Consider the following 25,612-nt stretch of genomic DNA (forward strand, 5'->3'; position numbering starts at 1 on the left):
TTTATCCCTTTTATAATGAGGATAATAATATTTAACCTTTTTCTTTCAGAATAATACTACACATTTTCAATATCCTTAGCAATAACTAAAAAGGATCATATTTTTTCATTATTAAACTTTCCAATAAAAAAAGACCATGTAAGGTCTTTTTCTGCAAAGTTGAAAATTATCATAGGCTAATTTAATTCAGTATTTTATCATTTCTGTTTATTTTTGTTATTTCAATACAAGTACCTATTACTTCAATAACCTTTCCGCCCTTGCGAATCGGACGTAATGAGGCAATATAATGAACCCCATTTAGCTTTCCTTGATATAAGACATTTTCCTCCCCGTCCCATGCTCTTTGGTAAAATTTCGTTTTTTCCAAGGCATTGCTAATTGGAAGAAAGTCAATCGGTTCCCTTCCGATAATTTTCTCAGGAAGCAATCCCATCTGATATGTTAGCTCACCGGCACATAATGTATGGATAAACTTTTCGTCTTCTTTAATAAACTTAAAAATCATCCCTTGCTGATGTCTGACCATATCAATTAATTCTCGCCTATCAACTTCTACAGCTTCCTCCATCCACTTTTGATTAGATAATTCTTGTGGAATCCCATAATTAATGACAATCTGTTCAATATTCTCGTATTTATGTACAAATTCTTCAGCTGATAATGGTTTGCTAAATAAGTATCCTTGTGCCTCATTACATAAAATTCTTTGCAAAAAAATAAGGTGTTCAATTAATTCTACCCCTTCAGCAATAACTTCAAGTTTTAACTGATGAGCCATCGCAATAATTGCTTTTACAATGGTTTCGTCGTTAGAGTCGAACGTACAATTACGAACAAATGATTGATCAATTTTAAGTTTATTAATAGGAAACTCTTTTAAATAATGAAGAGAGCTATACCCTGTGCCAAAGTCATCCAAACTAATTTGCACACCTAAACCCTTTAATTCCTTCAAGAATTTTAGACCTTGTTCTGTATCCATAAGCATACTTTCAGTAATTTCAATTTCAAGATACTCAGGCTGTAATTTCGTTTCTTCTAATATTCCTTTAATTACTTCAACAATATTCGGCTCATATAATTGACGAACAGACAGATTGACCGACATGACTAAAGGGGGCATCCCAGCATCCTGCCACGACATGCTTTGCATGCAAGCGGTTCGTATTACCCATTCCCCAATCGGTATAATAAGCCCTGTTTCTTCAGCAAGTGGTATAAATTCGGCTGGTGAAATTAATCCTTTTTCTGGATGATTCCACCGGATTAATGCTTCTGCACCAGTAATTTTTCCTGAAGAGAGATTCACTTTTGGCTGATAACATAGAAAGAGTTCTTCATGTTCCAATGCTTTCCTAAGGTTCATTTCTACATCTAGTTTTTCAGCCATTTGTTCTACTTGCATGGAATGATATAATTGATACTTATTACCTTCACGTTTTGCTTGATACATGGCAGAGTCTGCTTTTTTAATTAAAGTTTCTCCATCCTTGCCATCACTCGGATAAAAGCTAATGCCTATATTAAGTGTTGTATAAATTTCATGTTCATTTATTTCAAATGGTTTAGAAAAATAACCTAAAATAGACTCAGCATAATTAGGAAATTTCATGCGATCCAAGTTAGGTATATATATAAGAAATTCATCTCCTCCAATCCTCGCCAACTTCCCTTCTGCGGATATACATTTCATTAATCTTTTAGAGACCTCTTGCAATAACCGATCGCCTATTCCGTGTCCCATTGTATCATTAATTGTTTTAAACCGATCTAAATCTATAAAGATAACAGCCAAACTATTTATTGATTTGTTACTTAATTCGGATTCAAGACAGTTATGAAAATGATAACGATTGGATAATCCAGTTAGCGTATCATGGGTTGTCATATATTCAATTATTTCTTCCGCTTTTCTCCGAGCTTTTATTTCAATTGTATAACGATATTTTAAATAGCTGATCAGTAATACACTCAATAAGAGTAAGCTCAGGCTTAAAGGAATTTTCATCATGTTCCTCCAATTTTAATAATTATTCATAAAAAAAAGACTAAACAAATACCGATTAGTCTCTAATAAATTTATCGGTAACTGGCTGGCATGATTAGTAAATCGAAGCCCCTTTAGCTTTGCGTCTTTATCTTTCGATAAATTTGCCTTTAACTTTATTATTCAATTATTCTTTACTTCTTCATTAACATTACTTTCATCCTGCTTCCTCAATAAAAAAACAGGCATATATACCTACTACCCTTAATTATACACAAGCCGTTTCAAATTTGAAAAGAGTAGTTTTTATTGTTACTTAATTGTTCAAAAGAAAAAGACGCATCAATGACGTCTTTTTCTTTTGAACAATTAAATTATAATATATCGATCCAAATCTTCACTGAAGTTGCTAAAATTAATACCGCTAAAATCATCTGTAACACTTTTGTATTTATCTTTTTGCCTGAATAAGCACCAAGAGGGGATGCAATGAGACTTGCAGCCACCATGATAAGTGCAGGAACATATTCAACTTGCCCTGTCGTAATTTTCCCAACCGCTGAACCAATGGATGATATAAATGTTATGGCTAGTGAGGATGCAATAGTCATACGTGTAGGTATCTTTAACACAACAAGCATGATGGGCACTAACAAAAATGCGCCTCCTGCACCTACGATTCCTGCCCCTATACCAACGATTAATGCAAGTGTTGCGGCAAGCCATTTATTAAATGTCACCTGTTCTATGGGAATATCATCAATGCCTTTTTTGGGAATGAACATCATGACTACTGCAATTAAAGCAAGAATTCCATAAACGACATTGATTCCTCCTTCAGTCATATGAGTTGATCCCAATCCGCCAATAAAACTGCCAATCAGAATGCTAATACCCATGTAAGCAATTAAAGTTTTATTTAAAAATCCACCTTTACGATATGCCCAAACACCGCCAATCGTTGCAAAAAACACTTGAATGGCTGTTATTCCAGAAACTTCATGTGAACTAAAATTTGCCACTCCAAGTGCTGCGGGAATAAACAGCAGCATCGGGAAGTTAATAATCGATCCGCCTACCCCTAGCAGCCCAGAAATATAAGAACCAATAAATCCAATTAAAAAAATTGTAATAATAAATTCAACATCCATCCTTTTTCCTCCTAAGAAAAGGGAACCAGTTCAGGTTCCCTTTTTATATTAGATTATTTTGCTCTAGACTTTTACTAATGTGTTTTCTCCACTTATATTAGAGGTCATTTGTTAAGCCTTCATTAAGATTTATCTAACAGCACAGCGATTAGGACCAATTTCCATCTCACGCTGCTGGTCTTCATCAGGACTCATCTTTCCCATATTTGTTTGACGAATTTCCTGATAGGCATTTGGCTGCGGCGGCAAGTTTTCTGTTACGAGTTTTCTAAACTCGTTTTCATCTTCAATGTTTAACCCATGATTTTTCTCAAACAAAGTGCCTAATTTTTCCGCAACACTTCCATTTTCATTTAATTCATCAATGATCATAAAGTGAGCCGGCAGAACGATGAGTTCCTCGGAAAGCTCTCTATAGCTTGAATATAAACTTTCTCTGAGATCACCAACCCAGTCCTCCGCCATTCCAGCAAGATCAGGTCTTCCAATCGAATCAATGAATAGAATATCCCCTGAAAGCAAGAACTTTTCATCAACGACAAAGGATGTGGAACCAATTGTATGTCCAGGAGAATATAATGCGTGAATATTAATAGCTGTATTTCCAATTGTCACGATATTTCCATCTTCAAGCGGACTGTAATCAAAGGTTACCTCCTCTGCGTCCTTAGGAGGCAGCCAGTAGGCAGCATTTGTTTTTTCCGCAATCATTCTGCCGCCAGAAATATGATCAGCATGCAAATGTGTATCAAATACGTGTGTTATCGTTACATCCAAGTTATTTGCAAATTCAAGATAATGATTAATCATACGTGTAGCATCGATAATAGCGGCTTCTCCATTAGAAACAACCATATAGGATAAGCAGCCTTTACCGATACGAACGAATTGATAGATTTCTCCACCGTTGTCTAGATCCCCAACTTTCACAGGCTCTAAGTGTTCGCTCCAAGCCTTCATCCCTCCCTCTAGATAGGATACTGTTAAGCCTGCTGCAGATAGCATATCTGCTACCATAATAGAGGAACCTTCCTTTGCACATACAACGAGTATATCTTTACCAGAAGGCAGCTTATCTAGCATTTCTTCAACCCCATCAAGTAATTCGAAATAAGGAACATTTAAATAGTCAAAGTTTTCTCCTTCAATTTTCCAGTCTGCAAAATCTGCTTCATTTCGCACATCTAAAATAAATAATTCTTCTTTATTAATAACTTTTCTTGTCACTTCATTTGCTGTCATTGGTTTAACAGACATCCAAGTTACCCCCTATGGTATATTATTAATTAAAATTTTTTTACTTTTTTTAAACACTCCCCGTTTCCCCAGACCATTGACTCATACCAGGCAGAACATTAACTACATGAATAAAACCCTTTTCTGTTAACTTTTGGGCAGCAAGATCGCTTCGGCTTCCTGTACGGCATATAACGAAAATGTGATCCTCTTTGTTTAATTCGTATAATCGATCTTCTAATTCTCCCAACGGAATAGACAATGCATTTGGAATATGGTTAAATGCAAATTCTGCCGCTTCCCTTACATCTAGTACAACAATATTTTCATTCGTATTTATTTTTTTCTCAAGCTCTTCATTATTTATTACATTTCGATGCTTTTTCTCAATCATTTCATCACTAGATGACTTTCTTAAATAATGCTTTAATACATCACCCTCTTCAAGTGTTCCCAAATACTGATGACCGCTGCTCTCAGCCCAAGCTTTTAAGTCTGCTTTAGAGCCTTTATCAGTGGCCAGAACTTCTAGAACAAGTCCAGCTTCCAATTCATTCATCGCCTTTTTTGTTTTCACAATCGGCATTGGACATGCTAATCCTTTTGCATCTAATCGTACATTTGCTTTAATAGTCTCCATTATTAAGCCCCCTAGTCTCTATATACCTATACAGGTATTATTGTTCTTAAAAAATATTAATCTTGTATATTTTTATTAGATAAATAAGTTTACATTCCCATCCTCTGCATCTGCTAAATAGGCGGCCACTCCGGCGTATTCAATATTCTCTAATAGTTCTTCTTGCTGCAGCCCTAATAAATCCATTGTCATCGTACATGCGACTAACTTAACCTCTTGTTCTTGCGCCATTTCAATTAGCTGAGGCAAAGACATCGCATTATGCTTTTTCATGACATCTTTAATCATTTTAGGACCAAAACCAGCAAAGTTCATTCTGGAAAGCCCCATTTTATCTGCACCTCTAGGCATCATCTTGCCAAACATTTTTTCCATGAAGCCTTTTTTAACGTCAATCTGCTCTTCTTTACGCAAGGCATTTAATCCCCAAAATGTATGGAAAATCGTTACTTCATGATCATAGGCTGCTGCACCATTGGCAATGATATATGCCGCCATTGCCTTATCGTAATCCCCACTGAATAATACAATCGTTGTTTTTTTCTTTTCGCTCATAATTTCCTCCTATAAAATAAATTTACGACTACCCGTATAGGTATCTATGAATCAAAAAAATTATCCCTTTTTTATCCAAAACTTCAGCACATTATCTTCTTCTTCATGCTTCAAAAGTTCATGTCCACTAGATTTTGCCCATGCAGTTAGGTCATTTTTTGCACCTTTATCAGTTGAATGAACCTCTAAGACTTGACCAGATACTAGTTCATTTATTGCCTTCTTTGTTTTAACGATTGGCATTGGACATGCTAAACCTTTTGCATCTAATACTTTATCTACTGTCATTTTAATTCCTCCAAATTTCATTTTTACCATTACCCCTATGGGTATATTACTAAAAGAAAAAAAGAAAGTCAATCAAAAGTTTTATTTATTTTTAAGAGGTTTTTGCCCTACAAACTGAATCACATGGGACAAGCCTTTGTGCAGTTCACCTTCATTTCGTACAACTTCTCCCATAAAGAAGTGAACAATACGCCAGTCTGAAAAAGTTTGCAAAAATTCTTCAGGGGTATATAAAAAGCCTATCTCTTTAGGTCCCCCGCTTTGGTAAGGAATTTGGCAGTTAGAGTATACCTCAGATATAAAATATCCTCCTGGCTTAACTGCTTCTTTAATTCCCATAAGTGTTTTCATTCGTAATTCTTTTGGGAAGTGACCAAAAATACATACTAGCTCATCCCATACATCTTTCTTCCAATGGGCTTCATTTAAATCGACAAGCTCAGTATGAACGCTTACACCCCGGGCTTCAGCAAGCCGTTTCGTTTTTGTCAGCCCAGATTCTGCATAATCCCACGCAGTTACATTCATGCCTTGTTCAGCTAAAAATACCGCATTTCTGCCTTCCCCTTCAGCAATAGCTAGGGCATTACCTGTTAATTGAAGCCGTTTCTGTGTTTCTGCTAGAAACACATTCGGTTCCGTCCCATATACATAGCTATCATCTTGAAAACGTTTATTCCATGGATTCATTTTCTATCCTCCTTGTTAAATCATTTTTGTATAAACTTTATAACCATTACCCATAAGGGTATATTAACGGTAATTTATTTGTTAGTCAATTTGTTTGTTTCATACTATTTTATTGAATAAAAAATCACTATCATTAGAAAATAACAACAAAGGGTTTCCTTTTTAACTTAAAGAGATGGTGGAGATAAAATGAAATTAGCTCATATAATAAGACTGCTTCAAATTATTATTCCCTGGTTATCAATTTTGTATATACCAAAAAAATCATTAAATAAATTTCTTCCTGTTTCCTTATTTGCTTCCATACTTGTTCAAGGAATGTGTGCCTTGTCCCTTCCATTCAAATGGTGGATTGTTGAGGGCGGAATTAAACAGAAAATATGGAATGACTCCAGTTTCATTTTTGGTCCTTTTCTAGCCGGCACGATATGGATCTTTCATTTCACCTATGGAAACTTTAAAAAATACCTTTTAGTGAATGTCATAATGGATATCCTATTTTCATTTCCATTAAATTATTTATTTGAAAAGTTCAATCTCTATAAGTTAATCAACTTTAAACCGAAGTATATATTTTTCTCATTTATTAGTTATGCCCTTATTATTTATGGGTACCAATTTAAAATTGATCATTTAAAATTGACTAAAAAAAGCAGGTAAATTTCATTTGTATGGAAATCCCCCTGCTTTTTAGGCTAAAACATTTTTACCGTTTTCATAGAAAAATGCCTCTTAATTGCGTCCGAAAACAGAAGAATATGTTTTCCATCCGCCATCTACATTTTTAACATGGTACCCATTATTTTTAAGAATCCTGCTTGCTAAATACCCTCTTAGACCAACCTGACAACTAACAAAAATCGTTTGATCCATCGGTAGCTTGTCTAAATTCTCACGAAGTTCATTTAATGAAATATTTATTGAACCGGCAATAAATCCATTTTCACGTTCTTTTGCTTCCCTAACGTCAATTAGTAATCCACCTTTAGCAATCATTTCATCGATCTCATGCCATTGAACCTGTTCTAATTCCCCCTCCATGACGTTCGTTGCCACATATCCCGCCATGTTCACTGGATCTTTTGCAGAGGAATAGGGCGGGGCGTAAGACAGTTCTAAATGAGTTAAATCTTCGACGGTTAATCCGCCTTTTATTGCTGTAGCAATTACATCTATTCTTTTATCCGCACCATCTGCTCCAACCGCTTGAGCCCCAAAAATCTTCCCCGTTTCTTGATCAAAAATTAGTTTTAATGAGATCGGTGCAGCACCAGGATAATACCCTGCATGAGAGCTTGGATGAATGTGAACAACCTCATAGGGGATGCCTAGACGTTTTAATGTTTTTTCATTATTTCCAGTTGAAGCGACAGTTAAATCAAACACCTTCGCAATGGAAGTCCCTAGCGTTCCTTGATACGACTCTTTTTTGCCCATCATATTATTTGCGGCAATCCGGCCTTGGCGATTAGCTGGGCCAGCAAGCGGAATCATCGTCTTCATGCCACTAATGTAATCGACTACCTCTACCGCATCACCAACTGCATAAATATCCTCATTCGAGGTTTGAAGAAATTCATTGACTATGATTCCACCACGTTCTCCTAACTTAAGACCAGCAACCTTTGCCAATTCATTTTCCGGCTTTACGCCAATAGACAAAATCGTCATATCTGTTTCTATTTCCGATCCATCTGACAAGATAACCTTCTTGCCATTGTCAGCAAATGACTGGACTCCATTTTCTAAGATTAGCTTCACACCTTTATCGATTAAATGATTGTGCAAAATACTGGCCATTTCGAAGTCAATCGGTGCCATAATTTGATTAGCCATCTCGATAATGGTTACTTCTATCCCTCTTTCCGCGAGGTTTTCAGCCATTTCTATTCCTATGAATCCTCCTCCGATCACTACAGCATTCTTAGGATTTTGCTTATCAACATAGCTTTTGATTTTATCTGTATCCGGAATATTTCTAAGCGTAAATAATGTTTCATTTTCTTCTATACCAGGGATTGGCGGAACAATTGGTTTTGCTCCAGGCGATAGTAGAAGCTTGTCATATGTTTCAGTATACATTTCACCTGTTTGCAGGTTTTTAATAGTAACTTTTTTATTTTTTGAATCTATCTCAATAACTTCACTTAAATTACGGATATCCATATTAAAACGTTCAGACATGCCTTTAACCGTTTGTACTAATAGCTTTCCTCTTTCTTTAATCGTTTCACCAATATAGTATGGCAAGCCACAATTAGCAAATGATATATACTCACCGCGTTCAATAAGAATAATTTCTACATCTTCGCTTATTCTTCTTAGCTTTGCAGCAGCCGTTGCTCCCCCAGCAACTCCGCCAACGATAATAATTTTCTGTTTCATAAATTCCCCTCCAAATATATACCTGCTTAGGTATTGTTTCCTATCAGTTATTATTCAACTTTTCCTTCCCAAGAAAGCATTCCACCAGTCATATTAATAACTTGAAAACCATGGCTATCAAGCAATTGTGCTGCTCTCCCACTTCTTCCACCAGATCGGCAAACCATAATATACTCCTTTGACTTCTCTAACTCATGCATACGAAATTCAATTAACCCTAGGGGGATATTCACTGCTCCGGGTATTTTTCCCTCAGCAACCTCTTCTGTTTCTCGAACATCGATAATATGAAGTTCTTTTCCTTCATTTAAAAAAGTTTCTACTTCTTTCGCAGTTAATGTTTTCATCCTTCATTTCCTCCTCTTCTTCATTACGACCAGGCGCTCATGCCGCCTTTAACATTTGTTATATCTTTAAAACCCAATTTTTTTAATAATTTACTAGCCTTGTCACTTCTCATACCGCTTTGACAGATCACTATTACCTCTTTCTCCTTTGACAGCTCATTTGCTTTTTGAGCTAATTGGTGAAGGGGAATATTTTTAAAACCACGGATATTGTTTGCTTTAAATTCTCCAGGTGTTCTTACGTCAATAAATTGTTTATTTTTATTAGCTAATTCTTTTTTCAATTCTGATGTACTGATTTGTCTCACACCTTTTGTCGGTAACATCCGTGATAAAATTAATAGAATGACAAGCACAAAAATAATATACTTTAAATATTCCATTGTTCGTCCTCCAATTACCCCTACAGGTATATAGATATTTAAAAAAAGAAGTTTCCTTCTTCTTTATTACCTGCTTTTCACAAGCAGGTTGACTGCTTCTTTTATCAATTCATCTGTTTTTTCTCCATTTCTTTCCGCCTCGAGAACACATTCCACTAGATTTGAACTAACAATAACACCTACTGTTCTATCGACTGCTGAACGAACGGCTGACAATTGGGTAATCACTTCTTTACAATCTTTATTGTCTTCCATCATTTTTAAAATCCCTCTTAACTGCCCTTCCATTCGCTTTACTCTATTTTTGATTTGGTCATTATATTCCATGGTATAACCCCTTTCTATAACTTTTTCGTACCTTATTACCTAGCAGTGCAGAATTAGTATGGATTTTATATCGTTATAATATACCCTTATAGGTATATTGTCAACTAAACATTTTAAACTAAAAATGAATTTTTTTATCTTAACTGGGGAAAATAGCCTATGTAGTTTAAAAATACTAGTAATGGTATGTCTATTTACACCGAAGGAGATAGGATGATGACAAATGAACAAAATAACCATGAAACAAACGTAGAAAATGATAATACGTTAACGAACCGGCAAGGTCATCCAGTTACAAATAACCAAAATATAAGGACAGTCGGAAATCGAGGGCCAGCTACATTAGAAAATTACGATTTCATTGAGAAAATCAGCCATTTTGACCGAGAACGTGTACCAGAACGTGTCGTTCACGCCCGAGGTGCTGGAGCTCACGGTTATTTCGAAGCATATGGAACAGCCGGAAATGAACCAGTATCTAAATATACGCGTGCAAAATTATTTCAAGAAAAAGGAAAACAAACCCCTGTGTTCGTGCGATTTTCATCCGTTATCCATGGCGGGCATTCACCTGAAACCCTTCGTGACCCACGTGGATTTGCGGTCAAATTTTATACAGAAGACGGAAACTGGGATCTCGTAGGGAATAATTTAAAAATTTTCTTTATTAGAGATGCAATTAAATTTCCTGATATGATTCATGCATTTAAGCCTGATCCAATAACCAATATTCAAGACAGTCAGCGTTTTTTTGACTTTTGTGCGAGCTCTCCTGAAACATTCCATATGGTGACATTTGTTTATTCTCCATGGGGGATTCCAGCCAACTACCGGATGATGCAGGGGTCTGGTGTGAACACCTATAAATGGGTAAACAATGATGGAATAGCTGTCCTTGTCAAATATCATTGGGAACCGAAGCAAGGGATTAAAAACCTAACTATGAAGGAAGCAAGTGAAATTCAAGCAACGAATTTTAATCATGCGACCCAGGATTTATATGATGCAATTGAACGTGGAGAATACCCTGAATGGGAGCTTCTTGTTCAAGTTATGAGCGATGACGAGCATCCTGAATTGGATTTTGATCCACTCGATGATACAAAGCTTTGGCCAGAGGATCAGTTCCCATGGCTTCCAGTTGGAAAAATGATCTTAAATCGAAATCCTGAGGACTACTTTACAGAAGTAGAGCAAGCTGCATTTGGCACAGGCGTCCTTGTAGACGGACTTGATTTTTCAGATGACAAAATGCTACAGGGCCGTACCTTCTCTTATTCAGACACACAGCGCCACCGTGTCGGAGCCAATTATTTGCAGCTGCCAATTAATGCACCAAAAAAGCGGGTAGCAACCAATCAAAGCGGCGGTCAAATGCAATATAAAGTGGATCGCGCCCCTGGACAAAACCCGCATATTAATTATGAACCATCGATCTTAGGCGGATTAAAAGAAGCTGAACAAGTGGGAAAAGAATACACTCCGCATATTGAAGGCAAGCTTGTCCGCCAATCCATCGACAAGCAAAGCAATACAAAGCAAGCGGGTGAAACATATCGCAGATTTGAACAATGGGAAAAGGATGAGCTGCTAACAAACCTTATTACAGACCTTTCAACTTGCGATCAGCGAATACAAGAGAAGATGATTGCACTGGCTGAGGAAGCAGACGAAGAATATGGCAGAAAACTAAGAGAAGGGTTAGCTCAGGCATCCAAGGATGGCTCTAACCAAAAGCCACTAGGGAACAGAGGTGGGGATCAAGCACCTAAGATGGCAATTGAAAAAGGGCATGAGGCAGAGCCATATTGAATTTACTACAAGGTGGAAAATAGTAACTTAGTGACAGTTTGCAAGTAATTAATAACGAAAAAATAGGGTGGGACAAGTTCGGAGGTTTCTAAAGCTTCCGAACTTGTGTTCATTTTAGACTGTTTTATCGATCGGTTTCTGTAACGTTCATTTATGAACTTGAGTCTACTTCGGACTTGGGGGATGCTTTCTTGAGCTTTCGTGTCCGAACCTGAGTCCACTTCGGACTTGATGGATGCCTTTTCTTGCTTTCGTGTCCAAACTTGAGGCCACTTCGGACTTGATGGATGCCTTTTCTTGCTTTCCTGTCCGAACTTGAGTCTACTTCGGACTTGGGGGATGCTTATTCTTGCTTTCCTGTCCGAACTTGAGTCTACTTCGGACTTGGGGGATGCTTTCTTGAGCTTTCGTGTCCGAACTTGAGGCCACTTCGGACTTGGGGGATGCCTTTTCTTGCTTTCCTGTCCGAACTTTAGTCTACTTCGGACTTGGGGGATGCTTTTTCTTGCTTTCCTGTCCGAACTTGAGTCTACTTCGGACTTGATGGATGCCTTTTCTTGCTTTCCTGTCCGAACCTGAGGCCACTTCGGACTTGATGGATGCCTTTTCTTGCTTTCCTGTCCGAATCTGAGTCTACTTCGGACTTGATGGATGCTTTCTTGAGCTTTCGTGTCCAAACTTGTGTCCACTTCGGACTTAATCGATTCTTTCTTATCCTTTCGTGTCCGTACACGAGACGAATGCGGATAAAATCGGGTTAAATAAAGAGAAATAGAAGACCCCTTTATATATTTAAAACTCTTCGTTTTTTTTAATCCCGCCATACTCTTTCAGTATGTACTTCCTTATTTTTAAAACGCAATAGAAACACATCTGGATTACTTAACTGCTGCCATTCGTTAAAACCAAAAGATTTATTGTAGTGATTTAAAAGTAATGACATGATATTCCCATGAGTAACAATTACTGTTCTTTGTATTTGACTTGCGAAAATTTCACTTGCTGCTTCTACGATACGATTCGTCGCATCTTTACTTGATTCTCCGCCTTCATACCTTAAATCCATATCACTGAATGTCACCTTAAGTTTCTCCAGCCAATCCGGCATGGAATTGGCACTAAGGACACGTTCTGCTAATCGCTCATCTATCTCAATTTCAATATTTTCCTTTTGAGCTAAAGGCATAATTGTTTCGACAGCACGCAAAAAAGGGCTAGAAATGATTCTGTTCACTTTAATAGAGCAAAGAAAATCTGCAAGCTCTTCTGCTTGCTTTTTGCCCTCTGCTGTCAATTGTGATTCGGGTGGTTGCCCCTCAGCTTGGCAATGTCTAATGACATAAATCTTCTTTTCCATATTCCCCCTGCTTTCTTTTTATCTACAGGTATCAACGCAAGTCTTGAGACAAACGGATCATATCCCTGCACCAAATTCCGTTTTCAAAAATATGCTCCACATAATGTCTTGTAAAAAAATCCATATCAACACCGGTAATTCTAAATCCGCATTTTTGATATAGAGCCAATTGACCTACACTTGAATTTCCGGTTCCAATTTCCATCGTCTTGTACCCTTTTTCCTTTGACCGATGTATGGCATCAAGTATTAACTTTTTGCCTATGCCTTTTCCTTGTTCACTCTCAGATACAGCAAGGTTTATTAATTCAACAGTTTCAGGTCTAGTTTGGAGTAATACATATACACCAATGATCTCTTTGTTTTTTTCTAATATAAAGCATTCCCCACGATTGACATACTCCTCTATTAGTTTTTGAGAGGGATCTGCTAATAATAGTAAACTCATAGGCAGCTTTTCATGATTATACAATCTTCGAATTTCCATTGTATCCACATCTCCATCCTAACAATCACTTATTATTATAGTATTTTCTCATAACAAAGATATTCTCGCACCCTTTTATACTTTCCTAAATTAATAAATCACACGAACTTAAAGAAGTATTTCCCGCAAATAATCGTTTAGAATAGTTAAAATATATTATATTGAAATAGTATATTGTGTTCATTATCTTGATATGTTATTTTATTTAAGTGATATATCAATAGGGTCCGAGAGGTGTCTTAATTCAAAGAAAGTATTCTCAAATAATAATTTTCAGAATAATCGGTTTCGTTAAGGGGAGTTACTAGAAAGGGGTAGTAGTTTTGAATCAGAAGATCTCAACTTCTTATATTATTGTTTTAGGGTTAATGCTATTTGCATTATTTTTTGGAGCGGGTAATTTAATATTTCCAATTATGATGGGCCAGGAAGCTGGAGTAAATATCTGGGTAGCCATGGGTGGATTTATTATTACTGGTGTAGGTTTACCAATATTAACTGTTATTGCTCTAGGTTACTCTGGGGAAAGTGATGTTCAATCGCTAGCAACTAGAGTTCATCCAATGTTCGGGTTAATATTCTCTATTATTTTATACTTAGCAATCGGACCATTATTTGCCATTCCAAGAGCAGGAACGGTATCGTTTGAAATTGGTATTCGTCCATTAATCCCAGAATCTTGGGATACAATCGGCCTACTTATTTTCTCAATCATTTTCTTTGCAATTGCAACATTACTTTCACTTAATTCTTCAAAAATTGTTGATATCTTAGGGAAATATTTAACACCTATTAAAATAACCTTTTTGTCTATTTTAGTTATTGTAGCTATTTTTAAACCACTTGGTGATCTTCAAAATCCTATTGGTGAATATACAGAAAGTTCATTCTTCAGCGGTTTTTCAGAAGGATATTTAACAATGGATGTTTTAGCAGCTTTCGTATTTGGGATCATAATAATCAATTCCCTTCACTCTAAAGGTGTAAAATCAGGTAAAGTGATTCTAGCATCTACCATGAAGGCTGGTATTATTGCTGCCGTTCTTTTAGTTTTCTTTTATGGTTCTTTAGCATTTATGGGAGCAAGCAGTGTTTCGGAATTAGGAATTTTAGATAATGGCGGCTCGGTTTTAGCTGGTGTAGCCAATCTCTACTTTGGTTCGTTTGGCGGCGTTATACTTGGCGTTCTCATTACTGCAGCTTGTATGACTACTAGTGTCGGTCTGATCAGCTCTTGTGCTTCCTATTTTAATAAAATTTTGCCTAAAATTTCTTATCGTAATTTTGTTATCATTTTTGCTATCTTTAGTACGGCTGTAGCAAATTTCGGATTAAGTCACCTGATTTCGATTTCATCACCAGTATTAACAGCGATTTATCCTTTAGCAATCGTATTATTGTTATTAACTTTTTTCCACAATTCATTTAACGGCAATAAGTTAGTTTATCAAATAAGTATGCTATTCACATTTATCGTAAGTGTATTTGACGGATTAAAAGCAGCTGGATTTGTTATAAAATCAGTTGATCAATTATTCTCCTCTATCCTGCCTTTATATGAAGTTGGATTAGGCTGGCTATTACCAGCATTTATAGGGGTAATTTTGGGTATTGTTCTTGGCTTATTTAATCCAGGAAGTAAGAAACAAGAGAAAGAACAATTAATTTAATATCATTAAAAGCAGCCACTACTTATTAAAAAAGTTTCATTAATAAGTAGTGGCTTTTTATTTATCAAAAATATCCTCTTATCCCAATTATAAGCTATGAAATTTGACAAAACATCGTCCCCTTTGATACTTTTTTGATAGTAATACTATCAAAAAAGTATCAAAGGGGAGATTTCATTGAGTCGTCTACTAAATAAAGTTGCGATTATTACAGGCAGTGGTTCAGGAATCGGGAAACAAATTGCATTAACTTATGGGAAAGAAGGGGCAAAGCTAGTCATTGCCGATTTTAATGAAGAGGGATTAAATCAAACCGTTTCAGAGTTAAAGGATTTAGGTATAGAAGCCATTGGAGTAAAAGTAAATGTGACGAATGAAGAAGATATAAACAATATGGTCGATAAAGCGATAAAAGCCTTTGGTACTATAGACATCTTGGTAAATAATGCTGGCATCTCTGACCATATGCAATCAGCTGGAAATGTAACAGATGACGTTTGGGAACGAGTCATGAATATTAATGTGACAAGTGTTATGCGCGGGGTACGTAAGGTTCTGCCAATCTTCCAAGAAAAAGGAAATGGAAATATTATTAATATGGCTTCCATTTCAGGACTAACAGGTGGACGTGGCGGGCTGGCCTATACTGCATCCAAGCATGCCGTTGTTGGCATGACAAAAAATATTGCTTCTCAGTACGGTCCACAAAACATACGATGTAATGCGATTGGACCTGCCCATGTTCCTACACCATTAACAACGAATATGTCACATATTGATGAATTTGGGATGGGTGTTGCTACCCGTGGGGTCGGTTTAATGACAAAAGCAGGTACAACACAGGATATCGCTAATATTGCTCTATTCTTAGCCTCTGAGGAATCAGCATATATCAACGGTGTTACCATTGCAGCTGATTTTGGCTGGAGTGCATATTAACCAAATTTTTATACTGTAGTATTGTTTATAGGAATCTAGGGATTTTCTACAAATTCCCTATATTAATACAAAAAAAAGCTGAAATTCTTGAAATAAAAAGAATTTCAGCCTTTTTTAATTAAAAATGATCTGAGAGGGATTTGAACCCCCGACCCCTACCCTGTCAAGGTAGTGTTCTCCCGCTGAACTATCAGATCTAAATTAAATACATACTTAATTATATGGAAATATAAGAAAAAGTCAATATTATATTAGATTTATTTTCACTTCATTTACACTTATCCCCAATTAAACGAAAGCTATAAAAATAGGAAGCTCCATTTATGGAACTTCCTATTTTTACATTAAGCTGCTTGTGGTTTCACAGTATCATCTCGTTTAAAGACGTATTGCAGAACGATCAAGAGAACAAATATAACTAATCCAATGATATCCGAAATACCTTCTGGATAGATTAACAATAATCCCCCAATTATACCTAAGATTCTCTCCATCCAATTTAGTTTGCGCAGCCAGTAGCCGATAACACCTGCACCAATTGCCATCATACCCGTTAGCGCAGTGAAAACTACCCATATTAAGTAATACCAAGTTGTATCAATCATTAATAGTTCAGGCGAGAGAACAAACATATACGGGATAATAAATGCGCCAATTGCCAGCTTTGTGGCAGTTACTCCCGTTTTGATTGGATCCCCGCCAGATACCCCTGCGGCAGCAAAGGCAGCAAGTGCAACTGGTGGCGTAATGTCCGCAATAATACCAAAGTAGAATACGAATAAGTGAGCTGATAAATCAGGTACACCGAGTAAAATAATTGCAGGTGCTGCAATTGTTGAAGTAATAACATAATTAGCCGTTGTAGGCGAACCCATTCCGAGAATGATTGCCGCTACCATTGTTAGCATTAAGGTTGGAATAAGAAGTCCGCCAGCAAGTTCGAGAAGACCATTTGCCATCTTCAACCCAAGACCTGTCTTTACAACTACACCAACGATAATCCCTGCAGCTGCTGTTGCAGCTGCAACACCTAATGCTGTACGTGCACCATCAACTAGTGCATCGATGAAATCTTTTATACTAATACGTGTTTCTTTGCGTATAGCACTGACTAGTACGGTTATAACAATAGACCATAAAGCTGCACGGATAACACTCATCCCGCTCATCAACAAGACAATTACAGCCAAAATTGGTAGGAGAAGATATATTTTCTTCAATACTTCTTTACGATTTGGCATTTCTTCGTCTTTTAATCCCCTAAGTCCTAGACGCTTCGCTTCAAAATGAGTCATTATCCATACACCAGTAAAATAAAGAAGTGCCGGGATTGCTGCAGCTTTTGCGATTTCCCAATACGTGATGCCTCCGCCAATGAACTCAACCATTAAGAATGCTGCTGCACCCATTACAGGCGGCATGATTTGTCCTCCTGTGGAAGCAGTAGCTTCAACTGCACCAGCAAATTCCTTCTTATATCCAAGTTTCTTCATCATCGGGATTGTAAATGACCCTGATGTAACTACATTCGCAACAGAGCTTCCGCTAATCGTCCCCTGCAACGCACTAGAGAATATAGCAACCTTTGCTGGTCCGCCTATCCTCTTCCCTGCAATTGAAACAGCTAAATCATTAAAATATTGTCCAACACCCGTTTTCACCAGGAATGAACCAAACAATAAAAACAGGAAGATATAGGTTGCCGACACCCCTAATGGCGTACCTAGAATTCCTTCTGTTGTGAAAAACATCGTTTGAATCAGTCTATCTAAATCCAGCCCTCGATGTGCTAAGAAGCTCGGCATATATGGACCAAAAATTCCATAAAGCAAAAATATAATGGCAATAATTGTAATCGGAAGACCAACCGCCCGTCGTGTTGCTTCAAGTACTAATAGAACTGCCAGCAAGCCAACATAAAAGTCAATTTCTGTCAAACGGCCAGCTCTCATAACGATCTCATCAATGAATAATGGCCAATATGCACCGACAGCAACACCAAGTATGGCAAGGATCATATCATACCAGGCAACTTTATGTTTTCGCCCCCTGTCTTTTTTCCGTGCTGGGAATAATAAGAATATAAGGGCTAATGCAAATCCTAAATGGATTGAGCGCTGCAGCTGAGCAGTCAGCATTCCAAAAACACCTGTGTAAAGATGGAACAATGAGAAGGACAATAAGCCAATAAAGACAATCCATCCGATAATTCCTTTTAATTTCCTTGTTCCTGCTTCCGGGTCGTATTTTTCCAGAAGCTTCTGCTGTTCTTCTAATGATAACGATTCCACATTATTGCTCAAGGATGTTCACTCCTTTCAATTGCTGAAAAAGACTTATATTATCAATTTTTATTCGCACCCAAGTTCCTACCTCAATATAATTCGCAAGCGGGTATTCCATCTTTTTATATATAACCCGATGATTGGCCCTTACTTTGCCAATTCTAAGGTCAAATAAGGGAAAAGTGCGATTCATATTTTTGATATAATATTTTCCGTCCTTCTGTTCAAATATTTCTCCATCGGAAGCGTTTTCTGGCATTCCAATCGCAAAATCCTCATACATAAGCTCATACTGTTTTATCTTTTTTTCTTTCGTTACAGTATAGCTCTCAACCACATCCGAAAGATGAATAGAATGTGTGTATTTAATTTTAAAATTCTTTTCCTTAGAAATTGGGATGTAGGCAAGCACTTTCCCAGTATTTTGATATTCAAACACCAATGCTTGCTTAATAGGAATGAAAAACCATAGTGCGATGGATATAAAGATGAGGGAGAGCAGGATTTTTATATGTCTGCCCGGCTTTCTGTCTATCATGTAAACCCCACCTAATAAATTACGTATGACACAAAATAAATCTATGAAAGAGAACTTGACCGGTGTAAGAACCTCCTGAGGTTTTACAGCCGGTCAAGTCTTTATTCGTTAGATTTTGCTAGACTACTCAGCTTTAATGCCTTTTTCATCATAATATTTCTGAGCTCCAGGGTGAATCTCAATTCCAACACCTTTCACAGCATTTTCTGCTTTGATCAGTTTCCCTTTTGCATGAGTAACTTTATCTAGGTTTTCAAAGATAGCCTTCGTCACATCATAAACTACATCTTCAGAAAGGTCGTTTGATACAACTAGCATCGCTTGGACAGCAACAGTTGACACAGCATCTTTTAATTTATAAGTGCCTGCAGGAACTTCATCTTTAATGTAGTAAGGATATTTTTCGATTAACGCATCGATTTTATCCTGTGCAATAGGAATAATAACGATATCTTCTGTTGCTGATAATCCTTCAACAGCACCTGTTGGTGTTCCAGCTGTTACGAAAGCAGCATCAATCGTACCATCTTGAATTCCAGCTGTTGATTCATCGAAAGAAAGATCCTGCTTATTAATATCATCAAAAGTCATCCCATGAACTTCAAGAATTTGTTCAGCATTTGGGTTTGTTCCAGAACCAGGAGCTCCGACCGAAACCTTTTTGCCTTTTAAATCCTCCACAGTTTTAATGCCAGATTTTGCTGTTGTAACAATTTGGATTGTTTCAGGATACAATGTCCCAATTGCACTTACATTGTCTACTGCTGCTCCTTCAAACATTAGTTTTCCTTCTTTAGCATAAGAAGCAATATCTGTTTGAGAGAAAGCAATTTCTGCATTTCCGTCTTTTAAAGTGTTCATGTTCTCTGCAGAAGCACCAGATACTTCAGCATTTGTCTGAATGCCAGTTGCATCAGAAATAATTTCTGCAAATGCTCCTCCGAGTGGATAATATGTACCACCTGTACCACCTGTAACAATACTCATAAACTTTGGCTTATCTGAACCTTTTTTTTCACCATCTCCTGTGCCCTTTTCACCAGATGTTTCCTCAGAACCCCCACATGCGGCTAGAAACATGGATAGTGCTAACAGTAAAACTGCTGTGAGAAGAAAACTTTTCTTTTTCATACTTTTGCCCCCTTTGATAGTTTTACAGATTCTCAGTCTATATATTAACATAAAAATTATCTTAATTGTCAATAAATACTCAATTCACCAATTAATCTGTATAACAGAATATTGTGTATTATCTGGTTTTTCTCACCTTTTTCCGCTCTTGCTATGCAATGAATATGCAAAAAACTTGCAGTAATAATTTTTTTATTTTTCTCGTACCTCAGTTAAAAATTATTAATTTTCCAAGCATGTTTTCTTAAAATATATCCATATTATAACAGACTTGTTTCTTTCTGGTCGTTAAATACAAAAATCACTCATTTTTAGAATCTAAAAAAAGCATTTCCACTTATATTATGTTAAAATATCATGCAAAAGCTTTACATATCATCAAATGGAGGAATCATCAATGGAAAATTCTAAAGGATCAATCAGAGATCTAACAATTTCAAGTAAAGAGTTAGGGGAAGATGTTGAGCTGCTTGTTTACTTGCCAGCTACTTTCACTCCTTTATATAAGTACTCAATTTTAATTGCTCCAGATGGCAAGGATTATTTTCAACTGGGAAGAATTGCCCGTACAGCTGATGAATTATTAAAAAATAGAGAAATTGAAAATATCATTATTGTGGGCATCCCTTACAAAGATGTGGAGGACCGCTGGAAAAAATATCACCCTAACGGGGAACAGAACAAAGCATTTATACGCTTCTTAGCTCATGAGCTTGTGCCATATTTAGATCAGGAATTCCCTACGTATCAAATGGGAATGGGCCGTGCATTAATTGGTGATTCCCTTGCAGCAACTGTGTCATTAATGGCTGCATTAGAATACCCGCATACATTTGGAAAAGTGATGCTTCAATCACCAATGGTTGATGAGAACGTCGTGAATGCGGTTAAAGAAGTAACTCAGCCGCATTTAACTAGTATTTATCATGTCATTGGGAAGAAAGAAACAGCTGTTCAAACGACAAAAAAAGAAGAAAAAGATTTCCTTACACCAAATAGAGAGCTTTCTAAACTGTTTACTGAAAAAGGCTTTCCATACTTCTACGATGAATTTGACGGTGACCATACATGGACATACTGGCAGCCTGATTTAAAACGTGCATTAATGAAAATGTTTTCTTAAAATAGTAGTTAAGCCAGTATAGTATGAGATTTTTAAGATAGAGCGGAGCCTCGCATATAGGCGTGCTTCGCTTTTTTTCTATACTTTTTAAGATGATCCGGTCACACTTTCTTGAAAATTATGCATTCTGCATACTTTATATTTGGAAAATTTGTTATAATAGGCATATACAATCTTTTCTTATTGGTTTTTGGTGCCCAATCATATGAAGTTTATTAATCTATTCAGGAGGTTATGTTATGAAAGTAGGTATTGTTATATTCCCCTCAAAAAAATTGCAAGACCAAGCCAATTCATTCCGTAAGCGGTATGACCCAAATTATTCTTTAATTCCTCCTCATTTAACTCTCAAACCAAGTTTTCACGCTTCCGAGGATCAAATTGAGCAGTTAACCGTCATTTTAGATGAGATTTCTAATCGTTTTGAGCCTTTTCAAATTAAAACCACTAAGTTTAGTTCCTTCAAACCTGTGAATAATGTTATTTATTTTAAAATTGAGGCATCAGAGGAGCTAGAAGAACTGCAAAAAGTAATCAATGAGAAAATAACTGCGGATATGCCTGAGTATGCCTTTGTCCCTCATATTACAATTGGGCAGCAATTATCCAATGATGAGCATTCAGATGTTTACGGCTCATTACGAATGAACCAATTTAATTATGAAGAAACTGTCGATCGTTTCCACCTGTTGTATCAGCTTGAAAATGGCTCATGGACAGTTTATGAAACATTTCGGCTTGGAAAGGAATAATGAATTGTGGAAGTAAAAATAGTATCAAATGACAATCAATTGCAAGAGGCATTTTCTATTCGGAAAAAGGTCTTTGTTGAAGAACAGCATGTACCGGTAGAAGAAGAAATCGATCAATATGAAGATGAGGCAGTACATTTTCTTCTATATGATCAAGACCTTCCAATCGGTGCTGGCAGATTTCGGTCAGTGGATGGAATTGGAAAGGTAGAAAGAATTTGCGTTTTGGAAAATCATCGTAAAACAGGATCAGGAAAAGCTATCATGGATAAAATAGAGGAATACGGGAAAAGGGAGGGCTTTAATAAATTGAAGCTAAATGCACAAACTCATGCCATTCCCTTTTATAGCAAACTTGGCTATGAAATTATCTCTGAAGAATTTTTAGATGCCGGAATTCCACATCGTACAATGAGTAAACAAATTTAAAAAACTTCTGTCCAATGGACAGAAGTTTTTTCATTTAAGAAAGTATTTTAAACAGACTCATTATAAAAAATACCCTTTCCAGTAAGCTGACTTTGCAGTTTTTCTATTCGTTCTTTCATGAGCAAACTTTTTGAAGGAATCTGATCAGGAACCATTTTTGACCTTTTTATAGGAAAAATCTCTTCATTTAATGTCGGGTGATCATTTTCTCGAGGATTTGTTGAGGGTTTTATTCTATTGATAGGTACAAAACGATAAGGATCATATCCTTTACTAATTACTCTCTCAGCATACTGACTATATTGATAGTTTGTAACAGGTGCGATGTAACCCATTAAATATCCCTCCCATTATATAGACATACGAATCAATCGTTGATTTTATGTTCCCTTTTACGAATGACTTTAATTTTGTTATGATAAGGATTGTCTTTATTGAGCTAAAACGGTTGAAAAAGAGGAAATAAAATGAAAACAGCCATGTTAAATAATAATTTAATAAATATTAATAGAGTAAGCAGAGGCATGTTTCAGTCCCTGTATGATGAGGGAAAAAAGGGACACTTGCAATGCCCGGTTTGCAAAGAAAAAGTTCGATTTTATATAGGCATTAATCAGGAGCCTCATTTCTATCATATTCATCACCTTAATTATTCGTGCGAAGATGTAGATGATTCTCCTGCTATGCCCCAAGAAAGAGTAGAGTACGAGGAGCGGAATGGATTTAGAATTCCTGTATCCCGCACCATTGTATCCACTCTAGAGCCAGAAAATATCATTAAAAAAGCTCAGCCTGTGAAAAAGATTCCTCCCTTTATCCCAGAAAGTATGAGTAAGTACAATTACTCCTTCCAATATTTAGATACATTAGCTAGATCCGGGGTCATTCTTGATAGCGAGCAAGCTGATGCTGTGTCCCGTACAGAAGGCCCTCTTCTCGTTCTAGCTGGTGCTGGAAGTGGAAAAACAAGGGTTTTAACAACGCGGACAGCTTTCATGATTCAAGAAAAAAATATTGATCCAAAATCCATTATGCTCGTTACTTTTACAGCAAAGGCTGCTGCAGAAATGAAAGATAGGCTTTCCAGTTATCCAAATATGGAGAACATGCAAATCCGGCAAATCGTTTCCGGGACTTTTCATAGTCTTTTTTATCGGATCCTATCCTTTCACGCTCCAGAGAAGTGGTCCTTTAATAAATTATTAAGCAAAGGCTGGCAGCGTGAGCAAATGATTAAGCAAGCTGGAAGAGAATTAAATTTAGATGAAAAGGAATTTGCTTATGACCTTGCTCTTCAGCAAATTGGCTTTTGGAAGAATACGCTTGTATCTCCTGAAAAGGTTAGACCAGTATCATCCTGGGACGAAAGTGTTGCTAATCTGTATAAGAAGTATGAACAAGCAAAGGAAGAAGAAGGTTTATTCGATTTCGATGATATGCTGATCGGGTGTTATGACCTTTTTTCACACAACCCTGCTATTCTCGAAAACTATCAAAATCGTTTTCAGTACTTCTTAATTGATGAGTTTCAAGATATTAACAAGGTTCAGTATGAGCTGATAAAGATGTTATCGGCTAAGTCAAAAAATGTTTGTGCTGTAGGAGATGATGATCAATCTATCTATGCATTTCGAGGCAGTGACCCCGAATACCTGCTAGATTTTGAAAAAGATTTTCCTGGGGCAGAAGTTGTTGCTTTAAAACAAAATTATCGGTCCACTCACGAAATTGTTTCCACAGCTAATCAAGTGATTGTACAAAATAAGAAAAGACGGTCAAAAAAAATGAAAGCTCAATATACTGGAGAGAATGCACCTTATTTGTTCTATCCCTTTGATGAGGAAGAAGAAGCAACATCCATAGTAACTGATATTCAGGAGAAAATTGAGGAAGGCTTTGAACCAAAAGATTTTGCTGTCTTGTTTCGGACAAACACTGGCAGCCGTGCGGTATTTGAACGGCTTGCCAACTCCAGCCTCCCTTTCCGAATTGATCAGGATGCAGAATCCTTCTATGACCGTTTTATTGTGAGAAGCATGCTTTCCTTTTTGCAATTGGCATTAAATGAAGATGATAAAGGAGCAATGAAAAATATTCTTCCGGCTCTATTTATGAAGCAAACAGTTATTAAAGATTTGATGGCTGAAAGCATTTTAAATGATTGCACTCTTCTTGAATGTTTAAAACATGTAAAAACAGGCTTTGCTTTTCAAGAAAGTAAATTAAAAAAAGTGATCCCTGTTATTCGTTCAATTGCACATCTTGCCCCTGTTCAAGCGATTGAGAAAATCGAGAAAGAACTTGGCTTTCAAGATTTCGTCAAAAAACGCGGCAATGAAGGAAATAAAATAGAAAAGGGCTCTGATGACGTTAAAGATTTGAAGGTAGCAGCGAAAAGCTTTACAGGCCTTCGAGATTTTTTAGAACATACAGAGCATATGAGAGCCATGAACAAGGAAATTAAACAGTTAAGCAAGAAAAATCAAAACGCAATTACATTAAGTACGATACATCGTGCAAAAGGGCTGGAATATAAAGTCATTTATATTGTCGGTGCTGTTGATGGCAGCCTGCCGCATGACCATGCCTTAGAAGCTTATAGAAATGGAGATTTTGCCCCGATTGAGGAAGAACGCCGTCTGATGTATGTTGCCATCACACGAGCAATGGCTCACCTGTACATTTCAGTTCCAGAAAAAAGCCGTGGAAGGAAAGCCTATCCATCTAGATTCCTGGCACCTTTAATACGTGAAAAAACAACAAAAGGTATATAATAAAAATGGACCTGGTATTTTCTCCAGGTCCTTACAGTTACTTTTTATTAATCATTTTTGAAATTGTACTGAAATCAAGCTGCTTACCCTCAGTTACAATTGATTTTACAATTTTATCTTCTGTTTCTTTAGAAACTGGTTTATTGGCAATTTGTGAAACTCTTCTAATTACGCCTCTTACCGTTTTTTCATCCTTAAAATTAGCACTTTGCAGTGAATTGGCTAATTCAAATACATCATTCATATTGACGCCTGTTTTCTTTTCCAGGTTTTTAAAGAAGTTATTATCCATGTAAAGATCACGCCCCTTTTCGTAAGCTACT

Annotated in this window: 26 protein-coding genes, 1 tRNA gene and 1 riboswitch; of the genes, 8 read left to right on the top strand and 19 right to left on the bottom strand. The window is 36.7% G+C overall.

Annotated features, from left to right (window positions below; all coding sequences use genetic code 11):
• Positions 1–181: 181 nt before the first annotated feature.
• From C1726_RS02775 to C1726_RS02805, 7 genes are all read right to left on the bottom strand, one after another.
• Complete coding sequence (locus C1726_RS02775; protein ID WP_180968080.1) at positions 182–2,011, bottom strand: EAL domain-containing protein; 1,830 nt, start codon at positions 2,009–2,011, stop codon at positions 182–184.
• A 73-nt stretch (positions 2,012–2,084) separates the two neighbouring features.
• Positions 2,085–2,169: riboswitch (cyclic di-GMP riboswitch) on the bottom strand.
• Positions 2,170–2,364: 195 nt separating this feature from the next.
• Positions 2,365–3,141, bottom strand: coding sequence for a sulfite exporter TauE/SafE family protein (locus C1726_RS02780; RefSeq protein WP_102271766.1), 777 nt, complete (start codon positions 3,139–3,141; stop codon positions 2,365–2,367).
• A gap of 129 nt (positions 3,142–3,270) precedes the next feature.
• Positions 3,271–4,398 carry an MBL fold metallo-hydrolase gene (locus C1726_RS02785; RefSeq protein ID WP_102271767.1) on the bottom strand — a complete coding sequence of 376 codons (1,128 nt, stop codon included), beginning with the start codon at positions 4,396–4,398 and terminating at the stop codon, positions 3,271–3,273.
• A gap of 49 nt (positions 4,399–4,447) precedes the next feature.
• Positions 4,448–5,017 carry a sulfurtransferase TusA family protein gene (locus C1726_RS02790; protein WP_102271768.1) on the bottom strand — a complete coding sequence of 190 codons (570 nt, stop codon included), beginning with the start codon at positions 5,015–5,017 and terminating at the stop codon, positions 4,448–4,450.
• Between the two features lie 75 nt (positions 5,018–5,092).
• A complete protein-coding gene (locus C1726_RS02795; RefSeq protein WP_102271769.1) occupies positions 5,093–5,572 on the bottom strand; it encodes a DsrE/DsrF/DrsH-like family protein in 480 nt (159 codons plus the stop codon).
• A gap of 60 nt (positions 5,573–5,632) precedes the next feature.
• Entirely contained in the window at positions 5,633–5,860 is a 228-nt protein-coding gene (locus tag C1726_RS02800; protein WP_102272341.1) for a sulfurtransferase TusA family protein, read from the bottom strand.
• A gap of 81 nt (positions 5,861–5,941) precedes the next feature.
• Positions 5,942–6,550 (bottom strand): SAM-dependent methyltransferase, encoded by a 609-nt coding sequence (locus C1726_RS02805; protein WP_102271770.1) that lies wholly within the window; start codon positions 6,548–6,550, stop codon positions 5,942–5,944.
• 189 nt (positions 6,551–6,739) lie between these two features.
• On the opposite strand from C1726_RS02805, the gene C1726_RS02810 reads away from it, so the two are divergent.
• On the top strand, positions 6,740–7,210 hold the full coding sequence (locus C1726_RS02810; protein WP_102271771.1) for a hypothetical protein: 471 nt from the start codon (positions 6,740–6,742) through the stop codon (positions 7,208–7,210).
• 72 nt (positions 7,211–7,282) lie between these two features.
• Here C1726_RS02810 and C1726_RS02815 read toward each other — a convergent pair whose 3' ends face one another.
• The 4 genes from C1726_RS02815 to C1726_RS02830 all read right to left on the bottom strand — a co-directional run bounded on the left by C1726_RS02815 (position 7,283) and on the right by C1726_RS02830 (position 9,992).
• Entirely contained in the window at positions 7,283–8,935 is a 1,653-nt protein-coding gene (locus C1726_RS02815) for a CoA-disulfide reductase (protein ID WP_102271772.1), read from the bottom strand.
• 50 nt (positions 8,936–8,985) lie between these two features.
• Entirely contained in the window at positions 8,986–9,282 is a 297-nt protein-coding gene (locus C1726_RS02820; RefSeq protein WP_102271773.1) for a rhodanese-like domain-containing protein, read from the bottom strand.
• 23 nt (positions 9,283–9,305) lie between these two features.
• Positions 9,306–9,665, bottom strand: coding sequence for a rhodanese-like domain-containing protein (locus C1726_RS02825; protein WP_102271774.1), 360 nt, complete (start codon positions 9,663–9,665; stop codon positions 9,306–9,308).
• Positions 9,666–9,731: 66 nt separating this feature from the next.
• Entirely contained in the window at positions 9,732–9,992 is a 261-nt protein-coding gene (locus C1726_RS02830) for a metal-sensitive transcriptional regulator (protein ID WP_053475300.1), read from the bottom strand.
• Between the two features lie 216 nt (positions 9,993–10,208).
• Between C1726_RS02830 and C1726_RS02835 the strand changes: the two genes are divergently transcribed.
• Positions 10,209–11,804: a catalase gene (locus C1726_RS02835; RefSeq protein WP_102271775.1), complete on the top strand. Its 1,596-nt coding sequence runs from the start codon at positions 10,209–10,211 to the stop codon at positions 11,802–11,804.
• 811 nt (positions 11,805–12,615) lie between these two features.
• On the opposite strand, the gene C1726_RS02845 is transcribed toward C1726_RS02835, so the two are convergent.
• Both C1726_RS02845 and C1726_RS02850 read right to left on the bottom strand, forming a co-directional pair.
• Positions 12,616–13,161, bottom strand: coding sequence for a histidine phosphatase family protein (locus C1726_RS02845; protein WP_102271777.1), 546 nt, complete (start codon positions 13,159–13,161; stop codon positions 12,616–12,618).
• Between the two features lie 31 nt (positions 13,162–13,192).
• Positions 13,193–13,648: a GNAT family N-acetyltransferase gene (locus C1726_RS02850; protein ID WP_102271778.1), complete on the bottom strand. Its 456-nt coding sequence runs from the start codon at positions 13,646–13,648 to the stop codon at positions 13,193–13,195.
• Between the two features lie 323 nt (positions 13,649–13,971).
• On the opposite strand from C1726_RS02850, the gene brnQ reads away from it, so the two are divergent.
• A complete protein-coding gene (brnQ, locus tag C1726_RS02855) occupies positions 13,972–15,318 on the top strand; it encodes a branched-chain amino acid transport system II carrier protein (protein WP_102271779.1) in 1,347 nt (448 codons plus the stop codon).
• Between the two features lie 177 nt (positions 15,319–15,495).
• Positions 15,496–16,257: a glucose 1-dehydrogenase gene (locus C1726_RS02860; RefSeq protein ID WP_102271780.1), complete on the top strand. Its 762-nt coding sequence runs from the start codon at positions 15,496–15,498 to the stop codon at positions 16,255–16,257.
• Between the two features lie 125 nt (positions 16,258–16,382).
• On the opposite strand, the gene C1726_RS02865 is transcribed toward C1726_RS02860, so the two are convergent.
• The 4 genes from C1726_RS02865 to C1726_RS02880 form a co-directional block, all read right to left on the bottom strand.
• A tRNA-Val gene (locus C1726_RS02865) sits at positions 16,383–16,454 on the bottom strand.
• A gap of 147 nt (positions 16,455–16,601) precedes the next feature.
• Positions 16,602–18,560, bottom strand: a complete 1,959-nt coding sequence (locus C1726_RS02870; RefSeq protein WP_102271781.1) for a TRAP transporter permease — start codon at positions 18,558–18,560, stop codon at positions 16,602–16,604.
• The gene (locus C1726_RS02875) at positions 18,550–19,080 is read right to left on the bottom strand and encodes a DUF1850 domain-containing protein (protein ID WP_102271782.1); all 531 of its coding nucleotides are present in this window, start codon (positions 19,078–19,080) and stop codon (positions 18,550–18,552) included. The genes C1726_RS02870 and C1726_RS02875 overlap by 11 nt, the downstream gene beginning before the upstream one ends.
• 123 nt (positions 19,081–19,203) lie before the next feature.
• Entirely contained in the window at positions 19,204–20,211 is a 1,008-nt protein-coding gene (locus C1726_RS02880) for a TAXI family TRAP transporter solute-binding subunit (protein WP_102271783.1), read from the bottom strand.
• A gap of 397 nt (positions 20,212–20,608) precedes the next feature.
• On the opposite strand from C1726_RS02880, the gene C1726_RS02885 reads away from it, so the two are divergent.
• From C1726_RS02885 to C1726_RS02895, 3 genes are all read left to right on the top strand, one after another.
• The gene (locus C1726_RS02885) at positions 20,609–21,334 is read left to right on the top strand and encodes an alpha/beta hydrolase (protein ID WP_102271784.1); all 726 of its coding nucleotides are present in this window, start codon (positions 20,609–20,611) and stop codon (positions 21,332–21,334) included.
• A gap of 239 nt (positions 21,335–21,573) precedes the next feature.
• Positions 21,574–22,086 carry a YjcG family protein gene (locus tag C1726_RS02890; protein ID WP_102271785.1) on the top strand — a complete coding sequence of 171 codons (513 nt, stop codon included), beginning with the start codon at positions 21,574–21,576 and terminating at the stop codon, positions 22,084–22,086.
• 6 nt (positions 22,087–22,092) lie between these two features.
• Positions 22,093–22,515 (top strand): GNAT family N-acetyltransferase, encoded by a 423-nt coding sequence (locus C1726_RS02895; protein ID WP_102271786.1) that lies wholly within the window; start codon positions 22,093–22,095, stop codon positions 22,513–22,515.
• 47 nt (positions 22,516–22,562) lie between these two features.
• Here C1726_RS02895 and C1726_RS02900 read toward each other — a convergent pair whose 3' ends face one another.
• A complete protein-coding gene (locus tag C1726_RS02900) occupies positions 22,563–22,850 on the bottom strand; it encodes a hypothetical protein (protein WP_102271787.1) in 288 nt (95 codons plus the stop codon).
• A gap of 132 nt (positions 22,851–22,982) precedes the next feature.
• Here C1726_RS02900 and C1726_RS02905 point away from each other — a divergent pair, with 132 nt between their 5' ends.
• Entirely contained in the window at positions 22,983–25,289 is a 2,307-nt protein-coding gene (locus C1726_RS02905; protein WP_102271788.1) for a UvrD-helicase domain-containing protein, read from the top strand.
• A gap of 37 nt (positions 25,290–25,326) precedes the next feature.
• On the opposite strand, the gene C1726_RS02910 is transcribed toward C1726_RS02905, so the two are convergent.
• A complete protein-coding gene (locus tag C1726_RS02910; protein ID WP_102271789.1) occupies positions 25,327–25,581 on the bottom strand; it encodes a stage VI sporulation protein F in 255 nt (84 codons plus the stop codon).
• Positions 25,582–25,612: the final 31 nt, after the last annotated feature.

The organism is Cytobacillus massiliigabonensis (assembly GCF_900199725.1).
Classification (GTDB): Bacteria; Bacillota; Bacilli; order Bacillales; family Cytobacillaceae; genus Cytobacillus; species Cytobacillus massiliigabonensis.